At 60.0% G+C, this 17,395-nt stretch carries 16 protein-coding genes; 13 read left to right on the top strand and 3 right to left on the bottom strand.

Annotated elements, in window-relative coordinates; genetic code table 11:
• The first annotated feature begins 21 nt into the window (after positions 1–21).
• Both H0V34_08840 and H0V34_08835 read left to right on the top strand, forming a co-directional pair.
• Positions 22–1,908, top strand: a complete 1,887-nt coding sequence (locus H0V34_08840; GenBank protein MBA2491791.1) for an ABC transporter ATP-binding protein — start codon at positions 22–24, stop codon at positions 1,906–1,908.
• 179 nt (positions 1,909–2,087) lie between these two features.
• Positions 2,088–3,443 (top strand): PQQ-binding-like beta-propeller repeat protein, encoded by a 1,356-nt coding sequence (locus H0V34_08835; protein ID MBA2491790.1) that lies wholly within the window; start codon positions 2,088–2,090, stop codon positions 3,441–3,443.
• 129 nt (positions 3,444–3,572) lie between these two features.
• Here H0V34_08835 and H0V34_08830 read toward each other — a convergent pair whose 3' ends face one another.
• From H0V34_08830 to H0V34_08820, 3 genes are read right to left on the bottom strand one after another with little or no spacing between them, the layout of a single operon-like run.
• A complete protein-coding gene (locus tag H0V34_08830; GenBank protein ID MBA2491789.1) occupies positions 3,573–4,724 on the bottom strand; it encodes a sulfotransferase in 1,152 nt (383 codons plus the stop codon).
• A gap of 40 nt (positions 4,725–4,764) precedes the next feature.
• Complete coding sequence (locus H0V34_08825) at positions 4,765–5,529, bottom strand: hypothetical protein (protein MBA2491788.1); 765 nt, start codon at positions 5,527–5,529, stop codon at positions 4,765–4,767.
• A gap of 21 nt (positions 5,530–5,550) precedes the next feature.
• A complete protein-coding gene (locus H0V34_08820) occupies positions 5,551–5,862 on the bottom strand; it encodes a hypothetical protein (protein MBA2491787.1) in 312 nt (103 codons plus the stop codon).
• A gap of 395 nt (positions 5,863–6,257) precedes the next feature.
• On the opposite strand from H0V34_08820, the gene H0V34_08815 reads away from it, so the two are divergent.
• The 11 genes from H0V34_08815 to H0V34_08765 form a co-directional block, all read left to right on the top strand.
• A complete protein-coding gene (locus H0V34_08815; GenBank protein ID MBA2491786.1) occupies positions 6,258–6,761 on the top strand; it encodes a disulfide bond formation protein B in 504 nt (167 codons plus the stop codon).
• A gap of 425 nt (positions 6,762–7,186) precedes the next feature.
• The gene (locus H0V34_08810) at positions 7,187–8,545 is read left to right on the top strand and encodes a KamA family radical SAM protein (protein ID MBA2491785.1); all 1,359 of its coding nucleotides are present in this window, start codon (positions 7,187–7,189) and stop codon (positions 8,543–8,545) included.
• On the top strand, positions 8,536–9,549 hold the full coding sequence (locus tag H0V34_08805; protein MBA2491784.1) for a D-alanine--D-alanine ligase: 1,014 nt from the start codon (positions 8,536–8,538) through the stop codon (positions 9,547–9,549). The genes H0V34_08810 and H0V34_08805 overlap by 10 nt, the downstream gene beginning before the upstream one ends.
• Positions 9,550–9,662: 113 nt before the next feature.
• The gene (locus H0V34_08800) at positions 9,663–10,622 is read left to right on the top strand and encodes a D-alanine--D-alanine ligase (protein MBA2491783.1); all 960 of its coding nucleotides are present in this window, start codon (positions 9,663–9,665) and stop codon (positions 10,620–10,622) included.
• Positions 10,606–12,444 carry a histone deacetylase family protein gene (locus H0V34_08795; GenBank protein ID MBA2491782.1) on the top strand — a complete coding sequence of 613 codons (1,839 nt, stop codon included), beginning with the start codon at positions 10,606–10,608 and terminating at the stop codon, positions 12,442–12,444. The genes H0V34_08800 and H0V34_08795 overlap by 17 nt, the downstream gene beginning before the upstream one ends.
• A gap of 40 nt (positions 12,445–12,484) precedes the next feature.
• Complete coding sequence (locus H0V34_08790) at positions 12,485–12,967, top strand: GNAT family N-acetyltransferase (GenBank protein MBA2491781.1); 483 nt, start codon at positions 12,485–12,487, stop codon at positions 12,965–12,967.
• Between the two features lie 124 nt (positions 12,968–13,091).
• Positions 13,092–13,397: a metal-sensitive transcriptional regulator gene (locus H0V34_08785; protein MBA2491780.1), complete on the top strand. Its 306-nt coding sequence runs from the start codon at positions 13,092–13,094 to the stop codon at positions 13,395–13,397.
• Positions 13,398–13,457: 60 nt separating this feature from the next.
• The gene (locus tag H0V34_08780) at positions 13,458–13,730 is read left to right on the top strand and encodes a hypothetical protein (protein ID MBA2491779.1); all 273 of its coding nucleotides are present in this window, start codon (positions 13,458–13,460) and stop codon (positions 13,728–13,730) included.
• Positions 13,720–15,138, top strand: a complete 1,419-nt coding sequence (locus H0V34_08775) for a TolC family protein (protein ID MBA2491778.1) — start codon at positions 13,720–13,722, stop codon at positions 15,136–15,138. Before H0V34_08780 ends, H0V34_08775 begins: the two co-directional genes overlap by 11 nt.
• A gap of 30 nt (positions 15,139–15,168) precedes the next feature.
• Positions 15,169–16,533, top strand: coding sequence for a copper oxidase (locus tag H0V34_08770; protein ID MBA2491777.1), 1,365 nt, complete (start codon positions 15,169–15,171; stop codon positions 16,531–16,533).
• Between the two features lie 58 nt (positions 16,534–16,591).
• A partial coding sequence (locus H0V34_08765; GenBank protein MBA2491776.1) for a hypothetical protein occupies positions 16,592–17,395 on the top strand: 804 nt, incomplete at its 3' end.

The raw sequence follows: 17,395 nt of genomic DNA, 5'->3' as shown, positions 1-17,395 counted from the left end.
CTGGCGCTGCCACTGAAATCTATGTTCGCAGCGATACTTAATCTGCTTTCGGGATCGACTCACGCGGACCTGTCGCGATCCGATGTTCCGTTCCCGACACGACCGATCCCATTTCTGCTGCGCTTCGTACGGCTGCGCCCGGGTATGCACCTGGGGTTTCTGAGTCTGGTAGTCATCGCCGCGGCGTGTGCGGTAGCGGTGCAATACGGCATGAAGCTGCTGGTCGACGGCATGGCCGGCGGTCCCGCGGCACGCGAGGAAGTGTGGAACGCGCTGGCGCTGTTCATCGGGCTGATCGCCGCGGAGAACATACTGTGGCGGCTGAGTGGGTGGATGGGCTGTCGCACCATAGTCGCGGCCGGCGTGGATATTCGCGTTCACGTGTTCGATCATCTGTCGGGGCATTCGCAGCGTTTTTTTGGCCAGCACCTGACCGGCGCGCTGGGTAGCCGGCTCACGGGACTCGCGGGCGCATTCGGCGCTGTTACGTCGACTTTGAGCTGGAGTGTCGCGCCGCCGATCACCGACTTCATCGGCGCCATGGTCATATTCTCCACCGTGGACTGGCGCATGGCGGTCGCGCTGGCGGTGGTCGTCGCATTCCTGGCCGTGGGGCTGATTTTATTCGCTGTGCGTGGCCGGCCCCTGCATCGCCAATACGCCGAGCAGGGCGCCTACGTCAACGGCGAGCTGGTCGATACCGTGTCGAATTCGTGGACCGTCAAGATCTTCTCCGCGCGGGCGCGCGAACGGGCGCGCCTGGGCGCCAAGTTTGGTGTCGAGGCGGATGCGCAGCGCAAGAGCTGGATGTATGTTGAAAAGACGCGGGTACTGCACGACATCTTCCTCACCCTGATGTCCGGCGCGATGCTGACCTGGGCCGTATATGAATGGACCCGCGGCACCATTTCTCCGGGCGACGTGGTCGTGGTCAGCGCGCTCACATTCCGGATCCTGCATGGTTCTAGGGATCTGACCCTAGCGCTCGCCGGCCTCACCGAACATTTCGGCTTTATTACGGATACCCTGCAGGTGATCGGCCAGCCGCACGAGGTCGCGGACAAGGTAAGCGCGCGCGTAATCGCCGACGCCAGAGGTGGCATCGAGTTTCAGAATGTGTCGTTTGGCTATGCCGACGGCAGACGCGTGTTCGACAATCTGTCCCTTAAGATTCCGGCCGGGCAGCGGGTAGGTATCGTGGGGCCATCGGGCGCCGGCAAGTCCACGCTTATCAATCTGGTCCAGCGGTTCGCCGACGTGAACGAAGGCAGGATTCTCCTCGACGGCCAGGATATCGCGCAGATTACGCAGGATTCCCTGCGCGCGAAGATCGCAACCGTGCCGCAGGAAGTCTCGCTGTTTCACCGGCCCGTTATTGAGAATATCCGCTATGGACGCCCCGACGCCACCGACGAGGAAGTCATGGATACCGCCAGGGCGACGTATTGCGACGATTTCATTCGCGAATTGCCGCACGGCTACGACACGCTGGTCGGTGAGCGCGGAGCGAACCTGTCGGGTGGTCAGCGCCAGCGCCTGGCCATCGCACGGGCGATATTGAAAGACGCACCCGTGGTCATTCTCGATGAAGCCACGTCCGCGCTGGACACCGAATCAGAACTGGCCATCCAGCGCGCATTCACCGAACTGGTGCGCGGACGTACCGTGCTGGCCGTCGCGCACCGGCTTTCCACCGTAGCCTCGTTCGACCGGATCATCGTCCTCGTGCAGGGGCGTGTGGTCGAAGACGGCCATCCCGCCGAGCTCCGGCAAAGGCATGGCGTGTTCGACAAAATGTGGCGCATGCAGGCCGAGGGGCTGGACGTCGATGATGCATTACTCGCGACGCCATTGCCCGGGGATCGCGACCTACGCGAACCGGCGGCGCCGAACCGCGAGCGAGCCTGATTTCACAGCTGGCCGGTAGCGTGCATGCTGACTGCCCGGGTGAATTGCTGGCAGCGGTGCATTCGTTACAAAAGAATTTTGAGAAACTTTGCTTTTGCGCGCGCATGCCGTACGGTTGAGATTCTAACGTTAGCTTTCTAATGACAACATTCTAAAAATTTTATTTATCGAGGCCAAACTTGGACAGGATTTTTTATCCGCTGTTAGTTCTCTGCGTCGCTTTCCTGACCTTCGTCGCCGGGGCGTTCGTGGTGTTGACCAAGGTATTTCCTTACGACCACTTCAACAACGCGTACGAAGCGATGCTGGCCGTATATCATCAAAGCGCGGATTACGAGAGCCCGTATTCGACGAATCTCTGGCGGCCGGCCAGAACCGACCAGCGCGGTGTCACCGTGCACGAGCCGGGGGCGTACAACGGCCTGACCTTGTACGCGTCAAGTCATGCGCAAAAGGCTTTGCTCATTGCAATGGACGGCAAGGTGGTTCACGAGTGGGCCTTGCCGTTGCGCGGCATTTGGGACAATCCAGACCGGAAATTGCGACCCGACGGCTACATTGCGTGGGAACACGTTTATATGTACCCGAATGGCGATCTGATCGCGATGTACGTCGGCATGGGAGATACGCCCTGGGGGTACGGGCTGGTAAAGATGGACAAAGATTCCAATGTCATCTGGAAGTACTGGGATTACACGCATCATCATTTCGATGTTGCCGACGATGGCAGGATATATGTGCTGACCAACGAAATTCACAACAATGTGATCGAAGGCTACGAGCATCTGAAGCCGCCGCGCCTTGACGACTACGTTGTTGTGCTCTCGCCCGAGGGCAAGCAACTCAAGAAGGTGTCTATCCTGGATGCATTGCTGGGTTCGCGGTACGGACGCATGATGCGCGCCGGCCCGGCCTGGAATATCAAGTCCGACTTCCTGCATACGAATTCCGTGGATCTCATCGAGGCCGAAGCAGCTTCCAATTTTCCGGGGGTCTCAGAAGGTGGGGTGTTGTTATCGCTCAGGGATATCGACACCGTGGCCGTTCTCGATCTCGAAAAGGAAGAGGTTGTATGGGCCGTTGAAGGTTCCTGGCACCGGCAGCACGATGCGGACATGTTGCCGGACGGTAACATAATGCTGTTCGATAACTGGGGACACTATGAGGACGGCGGCGGTTCTCGCGTACTGGAATTCGACCCGATGACTTTGGAGACCGTGTGGACATATGCCGGTGACAAAAAACATTTCTTCGAGAGTGGTATTCGCTCAGGCCAGCGGCAACTCCCCAATGGCAATACGTTGATTACGGAATCGGACGGCGGCCGATTGCTTGAAGTCGACCGGGCTGGTAAAACTGTCTGGGAATTCATCAATCCCGTTAGAGGTGGCAAAGACGACAAACTGATACCGGTGCTGTTTTTCGGTGCTCAGCGTTACAAACCGGCTTCGCTGGATGCCGGCTTCCGCGCCGTGATTAACGCCGCCGCCCCGGATAGTAAGAAAACCCCACCCACGGCCAGCGACAAGAAATAATTTCGCGGTTGAGCCCTGATGTAGCGCTAATGATGCGGCCGATCGCCGGCAACACTCTGAAGCGTTGGCTGACTAGGCCGATATGAGTGAGGCGATCGAGAGCTGGCAGCCTGTGTGCGAGTGAGCTAGCTAGTTCAACCATCCTCTGAACCGTCGGAGGCGCGGCTCCGCGTAGCCAAACTGATCCGCGACTGGCTGCGTGAAACGATCAATCGTGTCGAACTCCTCATCGGAGAAACCCGGTTGATAGTAAGTGGGTGCGTGGATTTTCTCGGCCCAGCGCGCTATTAGGGAATCGTCGCAAGCCACATCGCAGTGTTCAAATAGCGCGCGCATCGTTGTCTCTGGCTCCTGGCATAAATCCTCGAATCGGACCAGCAGTACGGCGGCCTTAAGTTGAGTGTTCTGTGCCAGCCGATCCGCCACGAAGCCATAGATGTGTCCCCAGTAGCGCGCCCATCCCTCGACATCTTTGCCCTGTTCCCACAAGGAGGCAACCTGCTGTACGCAATCACGATCGCCGGCATTTATCGGTCGCCGATCGAGGCCGAATTCGAAATGACCGACTCGTCGCATATGCTCCAACGCCCGCGGATTGCGTCGTTCGCCGTCGCTGAGAAGCTTGTGCTGCTTCATGAGCGACGCGATGTGCCACGACGGCTCCCGGATCGGAATGACGAAACGCGCATCCGGAAATATTTTCAGCAGATATTCGAGGCGGGTGACATTGTAGTTTCCCTTTGAAAGGTAACGATGGCCATTACGGATCGCCAGCAGTTTACGAATGTGATCGCGGTAAAAGGTTTCGAAAGCCGGGTTCGCAGTTCTTTGACCGAACACGTTGCTGTGCGTGATGTCATGCGCATCCGGAAAGAAAGCCATCCACAAGACCTCCTCGAATGCCTCGGGACTTTCGGGTGTGACCATGATGCCGTCGCGATGGGTGCGTTCCGCGGGTTTGGCGTCGCTCTTGGGCATCCGGTTTAAAAACCAGTTCCAGAAGTAGGGGGTGAATACCGGCGGGTAGTCCTTGTAGCGGTGGGTTACCGCGCCCTCACTCTCCGCGAGCATTTCGAGCAGAATCGTACTGCCCGATCGTGCGAGACCTGTTACGTAAATCGGGCGCCTGACCTCAACGTCGGCCAGGGTGTCGGCGAGCAGCCGCGTTTCCCGGTTGCCCAGCTTGATCCACAGGTCCTGGTTGCGGTTGATGAAGCCACCGAGCTTGTCGACCCATCCGGAGACCTGGAAACTGTCGTCCTGGGGTTTTTGTCTGGGCATGTCGGCGATTTCCTATGCGGGGCTTTATGCGTTGTAAACCCTACTTGATGCGAAAGATTACCTTGATGGCTATCGATGCGATCAGGAGTACGACAAAAAACAGAAACTCCCATGATCTCATCCATCCCGGCCCGAATCCAAGCACTTCCTGCGAAGGCAGATCAATCTCAATCCCCTCGACGCGCTCGTCCGGTGATAAATAGCCGGCCGGATTACCGAACAGGCTGTTCCACCATTGGCGTTTGTGAATTGTCGTCACCGGCGCCTTCAGCGGTATCGAGTCAAGCACATTCTGACGATTGTCCACCAGCTCGATTATGGGGACGTTCGAATTTGAAGCACGCCCTTGAGCTCCTTCGTCTCGAGCGTCTCCGGTATGGGACCAGCGGGGCTGCACCTGCCCCTGCGGGTACGCGCGCATATCGACCTGTGCATAATCGGATGGATAAACATGGCCGTACGTGGTGCTCAGCCAGACGAGCACGCACAGGATCGGCAATGACGCCAGCACCGCGGGCATGGTGACGATACCGACCTGCTTCAGGGAAAGCCGCAACATTTCCGAGATTCGCGGCCACGCGCCCGCGAATTCACCGTCATAAGCATCCAGCGCGCGACGCGCCTCCAGCGCCCGGCGCTTTACGTCCGCAATCCTCTGTTGAGGCGACAACAACCAGTAGAGCCCCATAGAAATAACGGCGCTAACAAGCGCCCACAGAATTATACGTAAGGTCGGGGAGGCGAAGCTGTTCGCGTGCCTATCCAGCCACGCGAACAACGGCGCGGGGACATCGAAGATGCCCACAGTGGATGTTAAAGAAAATCTCTAGACTTGCTGAGCGGGGTTTTTGGCGTGCGGCGTGCGATCGGCGCTCGTATTGGCGGTTACGGCATCCTGCGCGGAGCCTTCGTTCCCCGAGGAAGCGTTGCCAGATGTTGCTTTTTCACGACGCCATCTGATCAAGCGCTTGATCGGCCAGAACAGCACAAATGCCAGCGCGGCGCCAACTGCTGCCAGCAGGCCCCACAGTGCGCCAATCAGACTCAAGCCCGCCCCTGGCCCGACATACGCGAACGCAGGGCTGGCTACGCCAAGACTCAGCACACATGCAATGACTGTCTTCGCTAGATTTTTCACTCTAAATGACTCCTGGTTATATCGGTCCGCATCGCGGTCGAATTAGGTTGAGCCGTTTTCGATGATGGTCAACGGCGGCCTCCGGCGGTGCTGGCTAAAAATAGATACGTTCGCACTCGCGGTACTGCGTGTCTCAGTCACTTGGCTTAGCGGTTCCCGAGACCGAGAATCCATCTACCGATACGATGAAGCAACGATCATGCCTGACTGTTCGCTAGTGGGGGTGGCGGCGTGTCAATGCATCAATATGGTATGCGGGTCCCGTAACCCGTGCTAAAACGGCCCGGAAGCCCGATGCTTCAGTGCTTGTTGCCCATTGTTTGTAGAGTACCCGCGAATCCGGTCCAGCACGGCAAGGCGGTTGATCGACGCGCGTGTAGCCGTATGATGACACCATGAATGTGTTGAACCGTCGCAGCATCAATTCACTGGCGGGTGCGATTTGCGCAGGTCTGCTTGGCTACGCCTATCACCTGCAATTTAACCAGGGCATGGAGCCGTGTCCGCTGTGTATTTTTCAGCGTGTCGCCCTGATTGCCCTGGGCGTTACCTTTATCGTGGCGGCGGCGCATCATCCCCGCATCTGGGGCGCGCGCATTTACGCGGCGTTGATTGGCATCGTGGCATTGGGGGGTGCGCTCGTTGCCGGTCGCCACGCTTGGCTGCAACAGTTGCCGCCCGATCGGGTGCCGGAATGCGGTCCGGGCCTTGAATATATTCTGGGTGTCTTCCCCTTAAGCGATGCGCTGCGCATGGTGTTCGAAGGATCGGGCGAATGCGCGGAGGTGGACTGGATGTTTCTTGGATTAAGCATGCCGGCTTGGGTGCTGGCGTGGTTTCTGGTGCTCGGCTGCGTCGGCGTGTGCGCCAACCTGTTAACGCCGCGGCGCGCAAGCTGAGGCGAGACTGAGCGTGGTTCCTGTAAACCCACCGGTAAACCTACAATAAAACCATTGGCTTGAACGCGCCGCCGGGCGCGGATCTGGTTCCTGTTTTCCCAGGTCTATGGAGCCGACTCCATGCTTTTGCCAGTGTGGTGAAACGCGCGAACTATCCCCTTTGTCGCGCTAGTGGAACGAGCTCGATACGCCGTTTATTACCTCTATGTTACCGCTGGTCACCGGTTCGCGAAAAACCTTTGGATTTTACCTTCAGCCTATTGAATTTTTGCGAGATAAGTCTATAAAAGCGCGCAATACTCGCGCGTAAGTCAGTTGCGGGGAAGCGTCGAAAGGCAGCGTTTAAGACACGTCTACGGCGGTGGATAAACTGACGCGGGAGGTCTGTGGCCTCCTTATCAAATGCACGGTACGAGGAATCCATAATGAAAAACGATTTGTTCTATTCTGATAACGAAGAGCCCCCCGAGCGTAGCTCTACCATTCTGGACTTCCGCGCCGGCGCACCGGCCACCGTACCGCTTCCGCCGCTACGTTCCTGCATTCCCTCGCGCAAACCAGCCAAATCGAATCGCCGTGGACCGCGCCTGACCATCAGCGCACGCACCAACGCATTTAGAAAACGTCACTACCCCAACGTCTCGGTCAGCGAATGGAACGACTGGCGCTGGCAGAACCGCAACCGCGTACGCTCGGCCGACGCGCTGGCACGGATCGTTATCCTCTCGGAAGATGAGCGCGATGCGATCGCGCGCCACAACGGGCCGTTACCGGTCGGCATTCCGCCCTATTATGCAAGCCTGCTCGACGAGATCGATCCCGCGCAGCCGCTGCGGCGTACGGTCGTGCCGGCGGGCGGCGAATATATTCGCGCACCCGGCGAGGCCGACGATCCGCTGGGCGAGGACGGCGACAGCCCGGTGCCGGGCCTGGTGCATCGCTATCCGGACCGCGTGCTGTTCCTGGTTACGAACTTCTGTTCGACATACTGCCGTTACTGCACGCGCTCGCGTCTGGTCGGCGCGGCCGGCGAGCTCAGCCTGAAGAAAAGTGACATCGAGCGGGCGATCGATTACATCGCCGCCACGCCGACGATCCGCGATGTGCTGCTCTCCGGCGGCGATCCTCTAAGTCTGGACGACGATCGTCTCGACTTTATCTTAAGCCGGCTGCGCGCCATACCGCACGTGGAGTTCCTGCGCATCGGCACCAAGCAGCCCGCCGTGATGCCGCAGCGCGTAACGCCGGCGCTGGTCGGCATCCTCAAGAAATATCATCCGCTGTGGATGAGTCTGCACTTTACGCACCCGGATGAATTGACGCCGGAGGTCGCCGAGGCCTGCAATCGTCTGGCGGACGCCGGTGTTCCGCTGGGCAGTCAGACCGTGCTCCTGAAAGGGGTCAATGACGACGTAGCGACCATGACGCAACTGGTGCACGGTCTGCTCAAGGTGCGTGTAAAGCCATATTATCTCTATCAGTGCGATCCGATTTCCGGCTCGGCGCATTTCCGCACCACCGTGGACAAGGGCCTGGAGATAATCCGCGGTCTGCGCGGCCACACCACGGGCTATGCGGTGCCGTCATACGTCGTCGATGGCCCCGGCGGTGGCGGCAAGATTCCGCTGCTGCCGGATTACGTGCTGGGACGCGATGGCGATGACCTGCTGCTGACCAACTACGAGGGCAAGGTTTATCGCTATCCCGATCCGCACGGCATTCTCGGCAGGGACAAACATCCGCGGCGCCGTGACCGCCGCGTGAAGTCGCCGTCGTGCGCGTAGGTATTACGTTCGACCTCAAGGAAGCATACTTCGCCGCAGGGTTTACGGAAGAAGAGGTCGCCGAGTTCGATCGCCCTGACACCATCCGGGCGATCGCCGACGCGCTGCGCGAACTCGGTCACACGCCGGAATCGATCGGTAACGTTAAACAACTCGCCGCGCGCCTGGTCGCGGGCGATCGCTGGGATCTGGTTTTCAATATCGCCGAAGGACTCTACGGCTTCGGTCGCGAGGCGCAGATTCCCGCGCTGCTGGATGCGTGGCGTATTCCGTACACATTCTCCGACCCCATGGCGCTGTCGCTCGCCTTGCACAAGGGCATGACCAAGCGCGTGGTGCGCGACTGCGGGGTGCCGACGGCGGACTTCGCGTTGATCGAGGCACTGTCGGATCTAGCCGCGATCGATCTGCCTTATCCGTTGTTCGCCAAGCCGGTGGCGGAAGGCACAGGCAAAGGCATAGACGCCGTATCCAGAATCAGCTCGGCTAAACAACTCAACACCGTGTGCCGGGATTTGCTGGTGCGTTATCGCCAGCCGGTGCTGGTCGAAACGTATCTGCCCGGGCGCGAATTCACGGTCGGCGTGATCGGTACAGGCCGTGAGGCGCGGATACTGGGTGCGATGGAAGTGTTGCTTGGCGCCTCGGCCGAACCCGGTGCGTATAGTTACAATAACAAGGCGCGCTTCGAGGGGCGGGTGGAGTATCGACTGACCGAAGGCGAGCTCGCGCGCTCGCTTGGGCAAGTGGCGTTGAGCGCCTGGCGGAGCTTGTGCTGCCGCGACGGCGGGCGCATCGACTTGCGCCTGGATGCGGACGGCGTCCCGAATTTTATCGAGGTCAACCCGCTGGCGGGACTCAATCCCGAGATCTCCGATCTCGCAATTCTCTGCCGGCTCAACGGTATCGATTATCAGGCGCTCATCGGCATGATCGTGAACTCCGCGCTGCAACGCACCGAATCGTCGGCCGCATTGAGCATGGCCGACGTCGAGGCGGCATAGCGCGAAGCAGCTTCCAGGTCGATGCGGGGGACCGGAATGTCGAATCCACTCGCGATTTGCGAGACACGGTTAGCATGCGCTGAGCTAAACGATACGTGATTTCACCTGTCACCATTTTGTACGGCGCGCTCGCCGAGGATGCACTGCCCGACGAGCAGGATGTGCTGATCGAAGTCGAGGCCGTGGCTTCGGCGCTGAAGCGGCTGGGTTATGCCGTTGCAACGTTGTCCGTCAGCCTGAATCTCGACGCCGCGCGCGCACGCCTTCAGCAGCAACGACCGGCGTTCGTATTCAACCTGGTCGAATCGCTGGACGGGCGCGGGCGTTTCTGCCCTCTCGGCGCCGCACTGCTGGAAGAAACGATGGTGCCGTATACCGGCGCTTCGTCGACCGCTTTATTTATGTCGTCCAGCAAACTGTTGGCAAAGCGCCTGCTGCGCCTCTGCGACATCGACACGCCGGACTGGCGCGCGGACACCTCGGCGTCGGAGGCTGCCGCTGGCGACCGCTGGATAATCAAATCGGTATGGGAACACGCCTCGATCGGCATCGACGACCAGAGTGTGGTCGATACGCGTTATGTGAGCGAAATGCTGGCCGCGCGACGAGAACGATTGGGGGGCGAATGGTTCGCGGAACAATACGTCGATGGACGCGAGTTCAACATCGCGCTGATCGACAATACGAACGGCCCGCAAGTATTGCCGCCCGCGGAAATACAGTTCAAAGATTTCCCGAGCCACAAGCCGCGCATCGTCGGTTACGCGGCGAAATGGCAGCTGGATTCATTCGAGAGCGTGCACACGCCGCGAACGTTTAATTTCGGCGCACACGATTATCCATTGCTGAAGACGCTCGGTGAAATCGCAGGACGCTGTTGGTCACTGCTCGAATGCCGGGGCTACGCGCGCGTCGATTTCAGAGTGGACGAAGCGGGCCGTCCCTGGGTTTTGGAGGTCAACGCGAATCCCTGTCTTGCGCCCGACGCGGGCTTCGCCGCCGCGGGGCGCCGAGCCGGGTTCTCCTATGATGAAGTCATCGAGCGCATCGTAAACCATGTTTCGCATCCGTAAGATCCACGACGACACAAACGTCAACAAGGCGTCGCTCGCGCAGGTGCAGGCGATTCTTCGTACGCAGTTTCAGGCGCTGGACGAGGCGGACATCGTCAAACTGCCGCAACAGTTGAAGAGCCCGCACAAACATCGGTTTCGCGCGATCCTGTTCGTAGCGGAGGATGCGCGCGCTCAGGTACTGGGGTTCGCGCTGGTGTTGCACGATCCGGAGCTGCATTTCTGCTACCTGGATTTCCTCTCGGCGGCGCGCGGCGGCACTGGTGGCGGCACCGGTGGCGCGCTTTACCAGCGCGTGCGCGAAGAGTCGCGTTCGCTGGAGGCGAAGGGACTTTTTTTCGAGTGTCTGCCCGACGACCCGGAACTCTCTCCCGATGACAAGATTCGCGCTCAGAATGTCGACCCACTGGTATTTCACCAACGCGGAGTTCCATTACGATATTCTGGCCGCGCGGCTGCGCGAGTTGCGCGGCTGAAATTCTATGAGCACTACGGTGCGAGGCCGATCGCCAACACCGCGTACGAAACCCCGCTGAGGGAAGGTGTGACCGACCCGCCTTATCTGGTGTTCGACGGACTCGGCGGCAAAGCGCCGCTGCGGCGCGTATACGCCCGCTCGGTGGTGCGCGCCATTCTCGAACGCAAGTACGGCAAGATCTGTCCCCCGGAATATATCGATAAGGTGATCAACTCCTTTCGCGACGATCCGGTGCAACTGCGCCCGCCGCGGTACGAACCGAAAGCCGCGGCCGGGCCCGCGCAGGGCGCACCGGTGCGCGCCCGACCTATTGCGCTGATCGTCAACGACAAGCATTCGATCCACCACGTGCGCGAGCGGGGGTACGTACAAGCGCCGGTGCGCATAGACTCCATCATCAAGGAGATCGATGCGACTTCGCTGTTCGAGCACCTGCCGGCGCGGCACTTCGCGCTTGACTACATCAAGGCGGTACACGACAAGGATTACGTCGACTACCTAAAGAACGCCTACGCGCGCGTGCCGGAGGGAAAGTCCGTGTACCCGTACGTGTTTCCGCTGCGCAATCATGCGCGCGTGCCCGAAGATCTGCCGCTGCGCGCGGGTTACTACTGCATCGACACGTTTACGCCGCTCAATCAGAACGCTTACAAGGCGGCAATCGGCGCCGTCGACTGCGCGCTGACGGGCGCGGAATGTCTGCTGCAGGGGTACACCCTGGCGTACGCACTGGTGCGACCGCCGGGACACCACGCGGAGCGCGACAGCTTCGGCGGCTTCTGCTATTTCAATTCTTCCGCCGTGGCCGCGCATCAGTTGAGCCATTACGGTCGCGTGGCGGTGCTGGACGTGGATTACCATCACGGCAACGGCACACAGGACATTTTCTACGACCGTGCCGATGTGCTGACCGTGTCGGTGCACGGGCACCCGCGGGTCTCTTATCCGTATTTCAGCGGTTTCGACGACGAAAAAGGCGAAGGCGTCGGCCGTGGTTTCAATGTCAATATTCCACTCCCGGAAGGGCTGGACGGCGAGAAATTCCGCGAGGCATTGAGCAAGGCGCTCGCGCGGATCCGTAAATTCAATCCGGCTTATCTGGTGCTGGCGCTGGGGCTGGATACCGCGCGCGGTGACCCGACCAGTTCATTTACTTTGCGTGCAAAGGATTTCCAGCTCAACGGACGCATGATCGGCGGTTTGCGCCTGCCTACCCTGGTGGTGCAGGAGGGCGGTTATCGCACGCGATCGCTGGGTGTGAACGCACGGCATTTTTTTCTTGGACTCGCCGAAGCCGAGCAGCCCGCGCTGCTGACGCGCGCCGCCGCGCATGCGAAAGTCTGAATCAGCGGACGCAATGGCCGCGCGATCCGCCAGCGCGCTCATGCTTCGAACTAAATTGCGCCAGCAGGATATCGACGACGTGCGAAGCGTGACGGCCGCGACCGGTTTCTTCTCTGTGAGTGAAGTTGACGTCGCGGTGGAACTGGTCGAGGTCGCGTTCAACCAAGGCGCCGTCAGCGGTTATTCATTTCTGCTGGCCGAGCACGACGGCGCGATGTGCGGCTACACCTGCTTCGGTCGCGTGCCGTGCACCGAGGCCAGTTTCGACCTGTACTGGATTGTGGTCGATAACGCGTATCAGGGCCAGGGAGTTGGCACCCGTCTGCTGATGCGCACAGAGCAACTCATACACGACCACGGCGGGCGGCAGATGTATGCGGAGACCTCGTCGCGCGCGCAATACCGGCCCACCCGTTTATTCTATCGCCACGCCGGTTTTCTCCAGGCCGCGCGTCTGAGGAATTTTTACGCCGTGGGCGACGACAAAATCATCTACTGCAAATCTCCCGGTAGTTCCGCCTAGCAGTTGCCTCTCAAATGCGCGTCGGCCAGATCGCCGGCCGCGGACGACGGCTTTCAAGAGGTCGTTGACATATACACTACCAGGGTATAGTGTAGCTTCACGGTTAACGGAGCTAAAAAACGCCATGACCAACATTGATTCCCGAGGTCACAAAGACCAGGGCTACAAAGACAACAAGAAAAACTTGCTCGATCGTCTCAAGCGTGTCGAAGGACAGGTGCGCGGCCTGATTGGCATGATCGAGGCGGATCGTTACTGCATCGACGTCATCACGCAGATCAGCGCGGCGCAGGCGGCGCTGGACAAAGTTGCGCTCGGCTTGCTGGACGATCACGCGCATCACTGCGTGATGAAGGCCAAAGCGGGAGACAAGGACCAGCGCGCCGCGGAGTTGATGGGTGCCATCGGGCGACTGTTGAGACGCGGCTGAGCGGTGATCCGTGGCGGCGAGGCAAAATCCTTCCTGGCGCGTTCGAGTATCCGAGGTTGCGTGAGCACTTACATCAATCGATCGAGAACTACCGCAATGTACGTCAAATCATTTCTGCTGGCCGTAGGGTTGTTCGCGCTAACCGGATGCGCTGCCGGTATAACCGTTCCATCGCTGAGTCCTGATCACCCGGCCAATCCTCATGCCGCTGCCGCGCCGCTGCCGGCCCCGCCATCTGTTCCTGAGGCAAACAAGGTTAAGGCAGGCATGCGCGAGATGAAAGGAATGCAAGGGATGGATCACGACATGCAGGGCATGCCCCATGCGCATTGACGCGCGCGCGATGGCAGTCCTGTTATCAACGATTCTGACCACAGGCTGCGCTTCCATTCCCGAGAACGCCGGTTTTGGAGGCGTGCAAACCACGGTGGCCGAACGTACCGGTCAACGGGTGCAATGGAATCAGGATACAGACGCGGACCAAGCCGCGGAAAACGCCGTGCGGAGGATGCTGCGTCAGCCGCTCAACGTGGATGCGGCCGCGCAGGTCGCGCTGCTCAATAACCGGCGGCTTCAGGGTGTGTATGAAGAACTAAGTCTGTCGCAGGCCGGGCTGGTGCAGGCGGGTTTGCTAACGAACCCCGTATTCAGCACCGCCGTGGGATTTCCCCTCGATGGTGGCTCACTGGATTTAAGCTTCAGCATCGTGCAGGAGTTCTTACACGTTCTTTATCGTCCGCTGCGTACAAAGATCGCTGGCGCCCAGTTCGAAGCCACCAGGTTGCGCGTCGCCGAGGCGGTCATCGACCTTGCGGCGGACGTGCGCGGCCAGTTCTATCACATGCAGGCAGATGCGCAGCGGCTCGAGTTTCTGCGGCGGGTGGTCAGGACTACGGCCGTATCGGCAGAGGCCGCCAGACGGCTCTATGCGGCCGGCAACATCACCGACCTGGATGTCGCGCGCGAAGAAGCGCTCTACCAGGAATCGCGGCTTGCACTGGTGACCGCGCAAACGCGGCTTGTGCAGGATCGTGAGCGACTGAACGCGCTGATGGGATTGTGGGGCAATGACACGCAATGGACAATCGCCCCGCGGTTGCCGGAGATGCATGACTTGCCTTTCGAGTCCGCCAACCTGGAACAGCGCGCAATCGAGGCCAGTCTGGCGCTTGGCGCCGCGCGCAAAGAAATCGAGGCGGCCACCGCGAGTCTCGGATTCACGGACGCGACCGCCCTGATCCCTATTCTGGAGTCCGGTGTGGACGCGGAGCGCGAAGAGGGTGAATGGGAAGTCGGCCCGTCACTCGCGTTTCCCTTACCCTTCTTTAATCAAGGACAGGCCCGACTAGTCGCCGCGCGCGCGGAGTTGCGGCGCGCGCAGCAAACATACTGGGCGCAGGCGGTGGAGATTCGCGCAACGGTTCGCGCATTGAGATACACCGCCTTGAGCGCGTGTAATCGCGCTCGGCATGTGCAAGAAGTGCTGCTGCCTTTATACACGCGCATCGTCAACCATACGCAACTGCAGTACAACGCAATGCAGATCGGCATTTTTCAGTTGCTGCAGGCCAGGCAGCAGCAGATTAATGCGGGCCTGCGATACATCGATACATTGAGTGAATTCTGGCTGGCCCGCGTCGCGCTGGAACAGACCTTAAGCGGCAGCCTGGCCGAGGTGGATCCCGTATCGATGGCGGAGATCCCGACGGGCGACCTCCCTGCGATCTCGATTATTGAATGAACCCGACCCGATTGATCCGAGGTAAGAATCATGTTTACCCGACGTAAATTCATAACCACCTCCAGTGTCGCGTTCGCAGGCGGTGCGACAGGTTTGGCGAATGCGCGGGACGCACGGGGCAAACCGGAGAGCGTACCGCGGCAGGATAAGTCTTACTCCCGCAGCCTGCCCGCTTACGAAGGTCTTGCGCCCGGACAGCCGGGTCGCGATTACACACCGGTTATCACGCCCAACAACCAGTCGCTGCCCTGGAAGGTCGTCGATGGCGTCAAGGTCTATCACCTGATCGCAGAACCGGTCGATCACGAGTTCGCACCAGGTCTCAAGGCCAAATGCTGGGGCTACAACGGCCGCGTGCATGGGCCGACCATCGAGGCGGTCGAAGGCGATAAGGTACGCATCTACGTGACCAACAAACTGCCGGCGGGTACCAGCGTGCACTGGCACGGCCTGCTGCTGCCCAACGGCATGGACGGCGTGGCGGGTTTGAATCAGAAAATTATTCGACCGGGCGAAACTTTCAAGTACGAGTTCACGCTTGTCCAGCACGGCACGCACATGTACCACTCGCACCATGACGAGATGACGCAAATCGCGCTGGGCACCACGGGGCCGCTCGTAATCCACCCGCGAAACCCTAGTCGCCCGCGACCGGATCGCGACTTTGTGTTCATGTTGCATGAATGGCGCATCGATGTCGGCACGTCCCGGCCCAATCCGAACGAGATGACCGACTTCAACATCTTCACTTTCAACGCTAGATCGTTTCCTGGCACAGCGCCTATGGTTGCCAGGCTGGATGACCGCATGCGCATCCGGCTCATCAATCTCGGCGCGATGAGTCACCACCCCATTCACCTGCACGGCTATCAGTTTCCGATCGTCGAGACGGATGGTGGACAAATCCCTGAATCGGCGCAGCAACTGGAAACGAGCGTGCTCACGGCGGTCGGCCAGTCACGCGCGTTCGAGTTTACCGCCAACGAACCGGGCGACTGGGCGATGCATTGTCATATGACGCACCACGTGATGAACCAGATGGGTCATGACTTTCCGAACCTGATCGGCATGCAAGCGGGCGATCTCGATCAGCAGATCGGTTCCCTGCTTCCCGGCTACATGACCATGGGCACGGACGGCATGGGCGAACACGGCATGCACGTGCAGAGCGGCCATATGCAGGTACCGAAGAACAGCATCCCGATGGTCGGCGGGCCGGGACCGTTCGACTACATCACCATGGGCGGGTTGTTCACGATTCTAAAAGTACGCGAGAACTTAGCGAGCTACGACGATCCGGGCTGGTACGAGTATCCGCAAGGTACGGTCGCCAGCCTCGCGAGCGACAGCGATCTGCGGCGGGACGGCATCCAGGTAGCACGCTCGCAACCATGACTGATCCAGCCCGATTGTCGAAGCGCTGTAAGGATAGCGATTGATCGAGGTCCGATTTATGAAACCACGTCGAGTACCGGTTGTTGGCGAGCAGCACGCGCACGCAGCGAAAACTGGCGCTACGGGTGGCCATGCCCCGGAAAAGCCGACGACCCCAACGGGTAGCCAGTACAAGGGTCAGTACACCTGTCCCATGCATCCCGAGATCGTGCGTGACGAGCCGGGTAGCTGTCCGATCTGCGGGATGGCGCTCGAACCGCGCACGATCACCCGAGACGAGGCGCCAAATGCGGAATTGATCGATATGTCCCGGCGCTTCCGGGTCAGTCTCATGCTCACCACCCCGGTGTTCCTGCTCGCCATGGGTGAAATGATTCCCGGCGCGCATTTCGACGCCTGGGTGGACGCGGGTACTTCCGCGGGGCTGCAACTGCTGTTCGCGACGCCGGTGGTGCTCTGGGGCGGCTGGCCGTTCTTCGTGCGCGGCTGGCAATCGGTTATGCATCGGAGTCTCAACATGTTCACCTTGATCGCGCTCGGCGTGGGCACTGCCTTCGTCGCGAGCGTGGCGGTCCTGCTTTTTCCCGACTGGCTGCCGTCGGCATTTCGAGCGCATGGGGATCAGCCGCCGCTTTATTTCGAAGCCGCGGCGGTGATCACGACGTTGGTGCTGCTTGGTCAGATGCTGGAACTGCGCGCACGCGACCGTACCTCCAGCGCCCTGCGCGCGCTGCTCGATTTGGCGCCTCCGACCGCGCACAAACTCAGCGACGGCGATCGTGAGCACGACGTGCCACTGGAGCAGGTGCAGGTCGGCGATCGCCTGCGCGTACGTCCGGGCGAAAAGGTGCCGGTCGATGGC

Source organism: Gammaproteobacteria bacterium (assembly GCA_013696315.1).
Taxonomy (GTDB): Bacteria; Pseudomonadota; Gammaproteobacteria; order JACCYU01; family JACCYU01; genus JACCYU01.
This window is presented reverse-complemented; position numbering and strand designations above follow the sequence as displayed.

Excerpts from the sequence above, each read along its gene's own strand:
- H0V34_08840 (MBA2491791.1), top strand. The coding sequence starts at position 22 with ATGTTCGCAGCGATACTTAATCTGCTTTCGGGATCGACTCACGCGGAC.
- H0V34_08830 (MBA2491789.1), bottom strand. The coding sequence starts at position 4,724 with ATGCCCAGACAAAAACCCCAGGACGACAGTTTCCAGGTCTCCGGATGG.
- H0V34_08815 (MBA2491786.1), top strand. The coding sequence starts at position 6,258 with ATGAATGTGTTGAACCGTCGCAGCATCAATTCACTGGCGGGTGCGATT.
- H0V34_08810 (MBA2491785.1), top strand. The coding sequence starts at position 7,187 with ATGAAAAACGATTTGTTCTATTCTGATAACGAAGAGCCCCCCGAGCGT.
- H0V34_08795 (MBA2491782.1), top strand. The coding sequence starts at position 10,606 with ATGTTTCGCATCCGTAAGATCCACGACGACACAAACGTCAACAAGGCG.
- H0V34_08790 (MBA2491781.1), top strand. The coding sequence starts at position 12,485 with ATGCTTCGAACTAAATTGCGCCAGCAGGATATCGACGACGTGCGAAGC.
- H0V34_08785 (MBA2491780.1), top strand. The coding sequence starts at position 13,092 with ATGACCAACATTGATTCCCGAGGTCACAAAGACCAGGGCTACAAAGAC.
- H0V34_08775 (MBA2491778.1), top strand. The coding sequence starts at position 13,720 with ATGCGCATTGACGCGCGCGCGATGGCAGTCCTGTTATCAACGATTCTG.
- H0V34_08770 (MBA2491777.1), top strand. The coding sequence starts at position 15,169 with ATGTTTACCCGACGTAAATTCATAACCACCTCCAGTGTCGCGTTCGCA.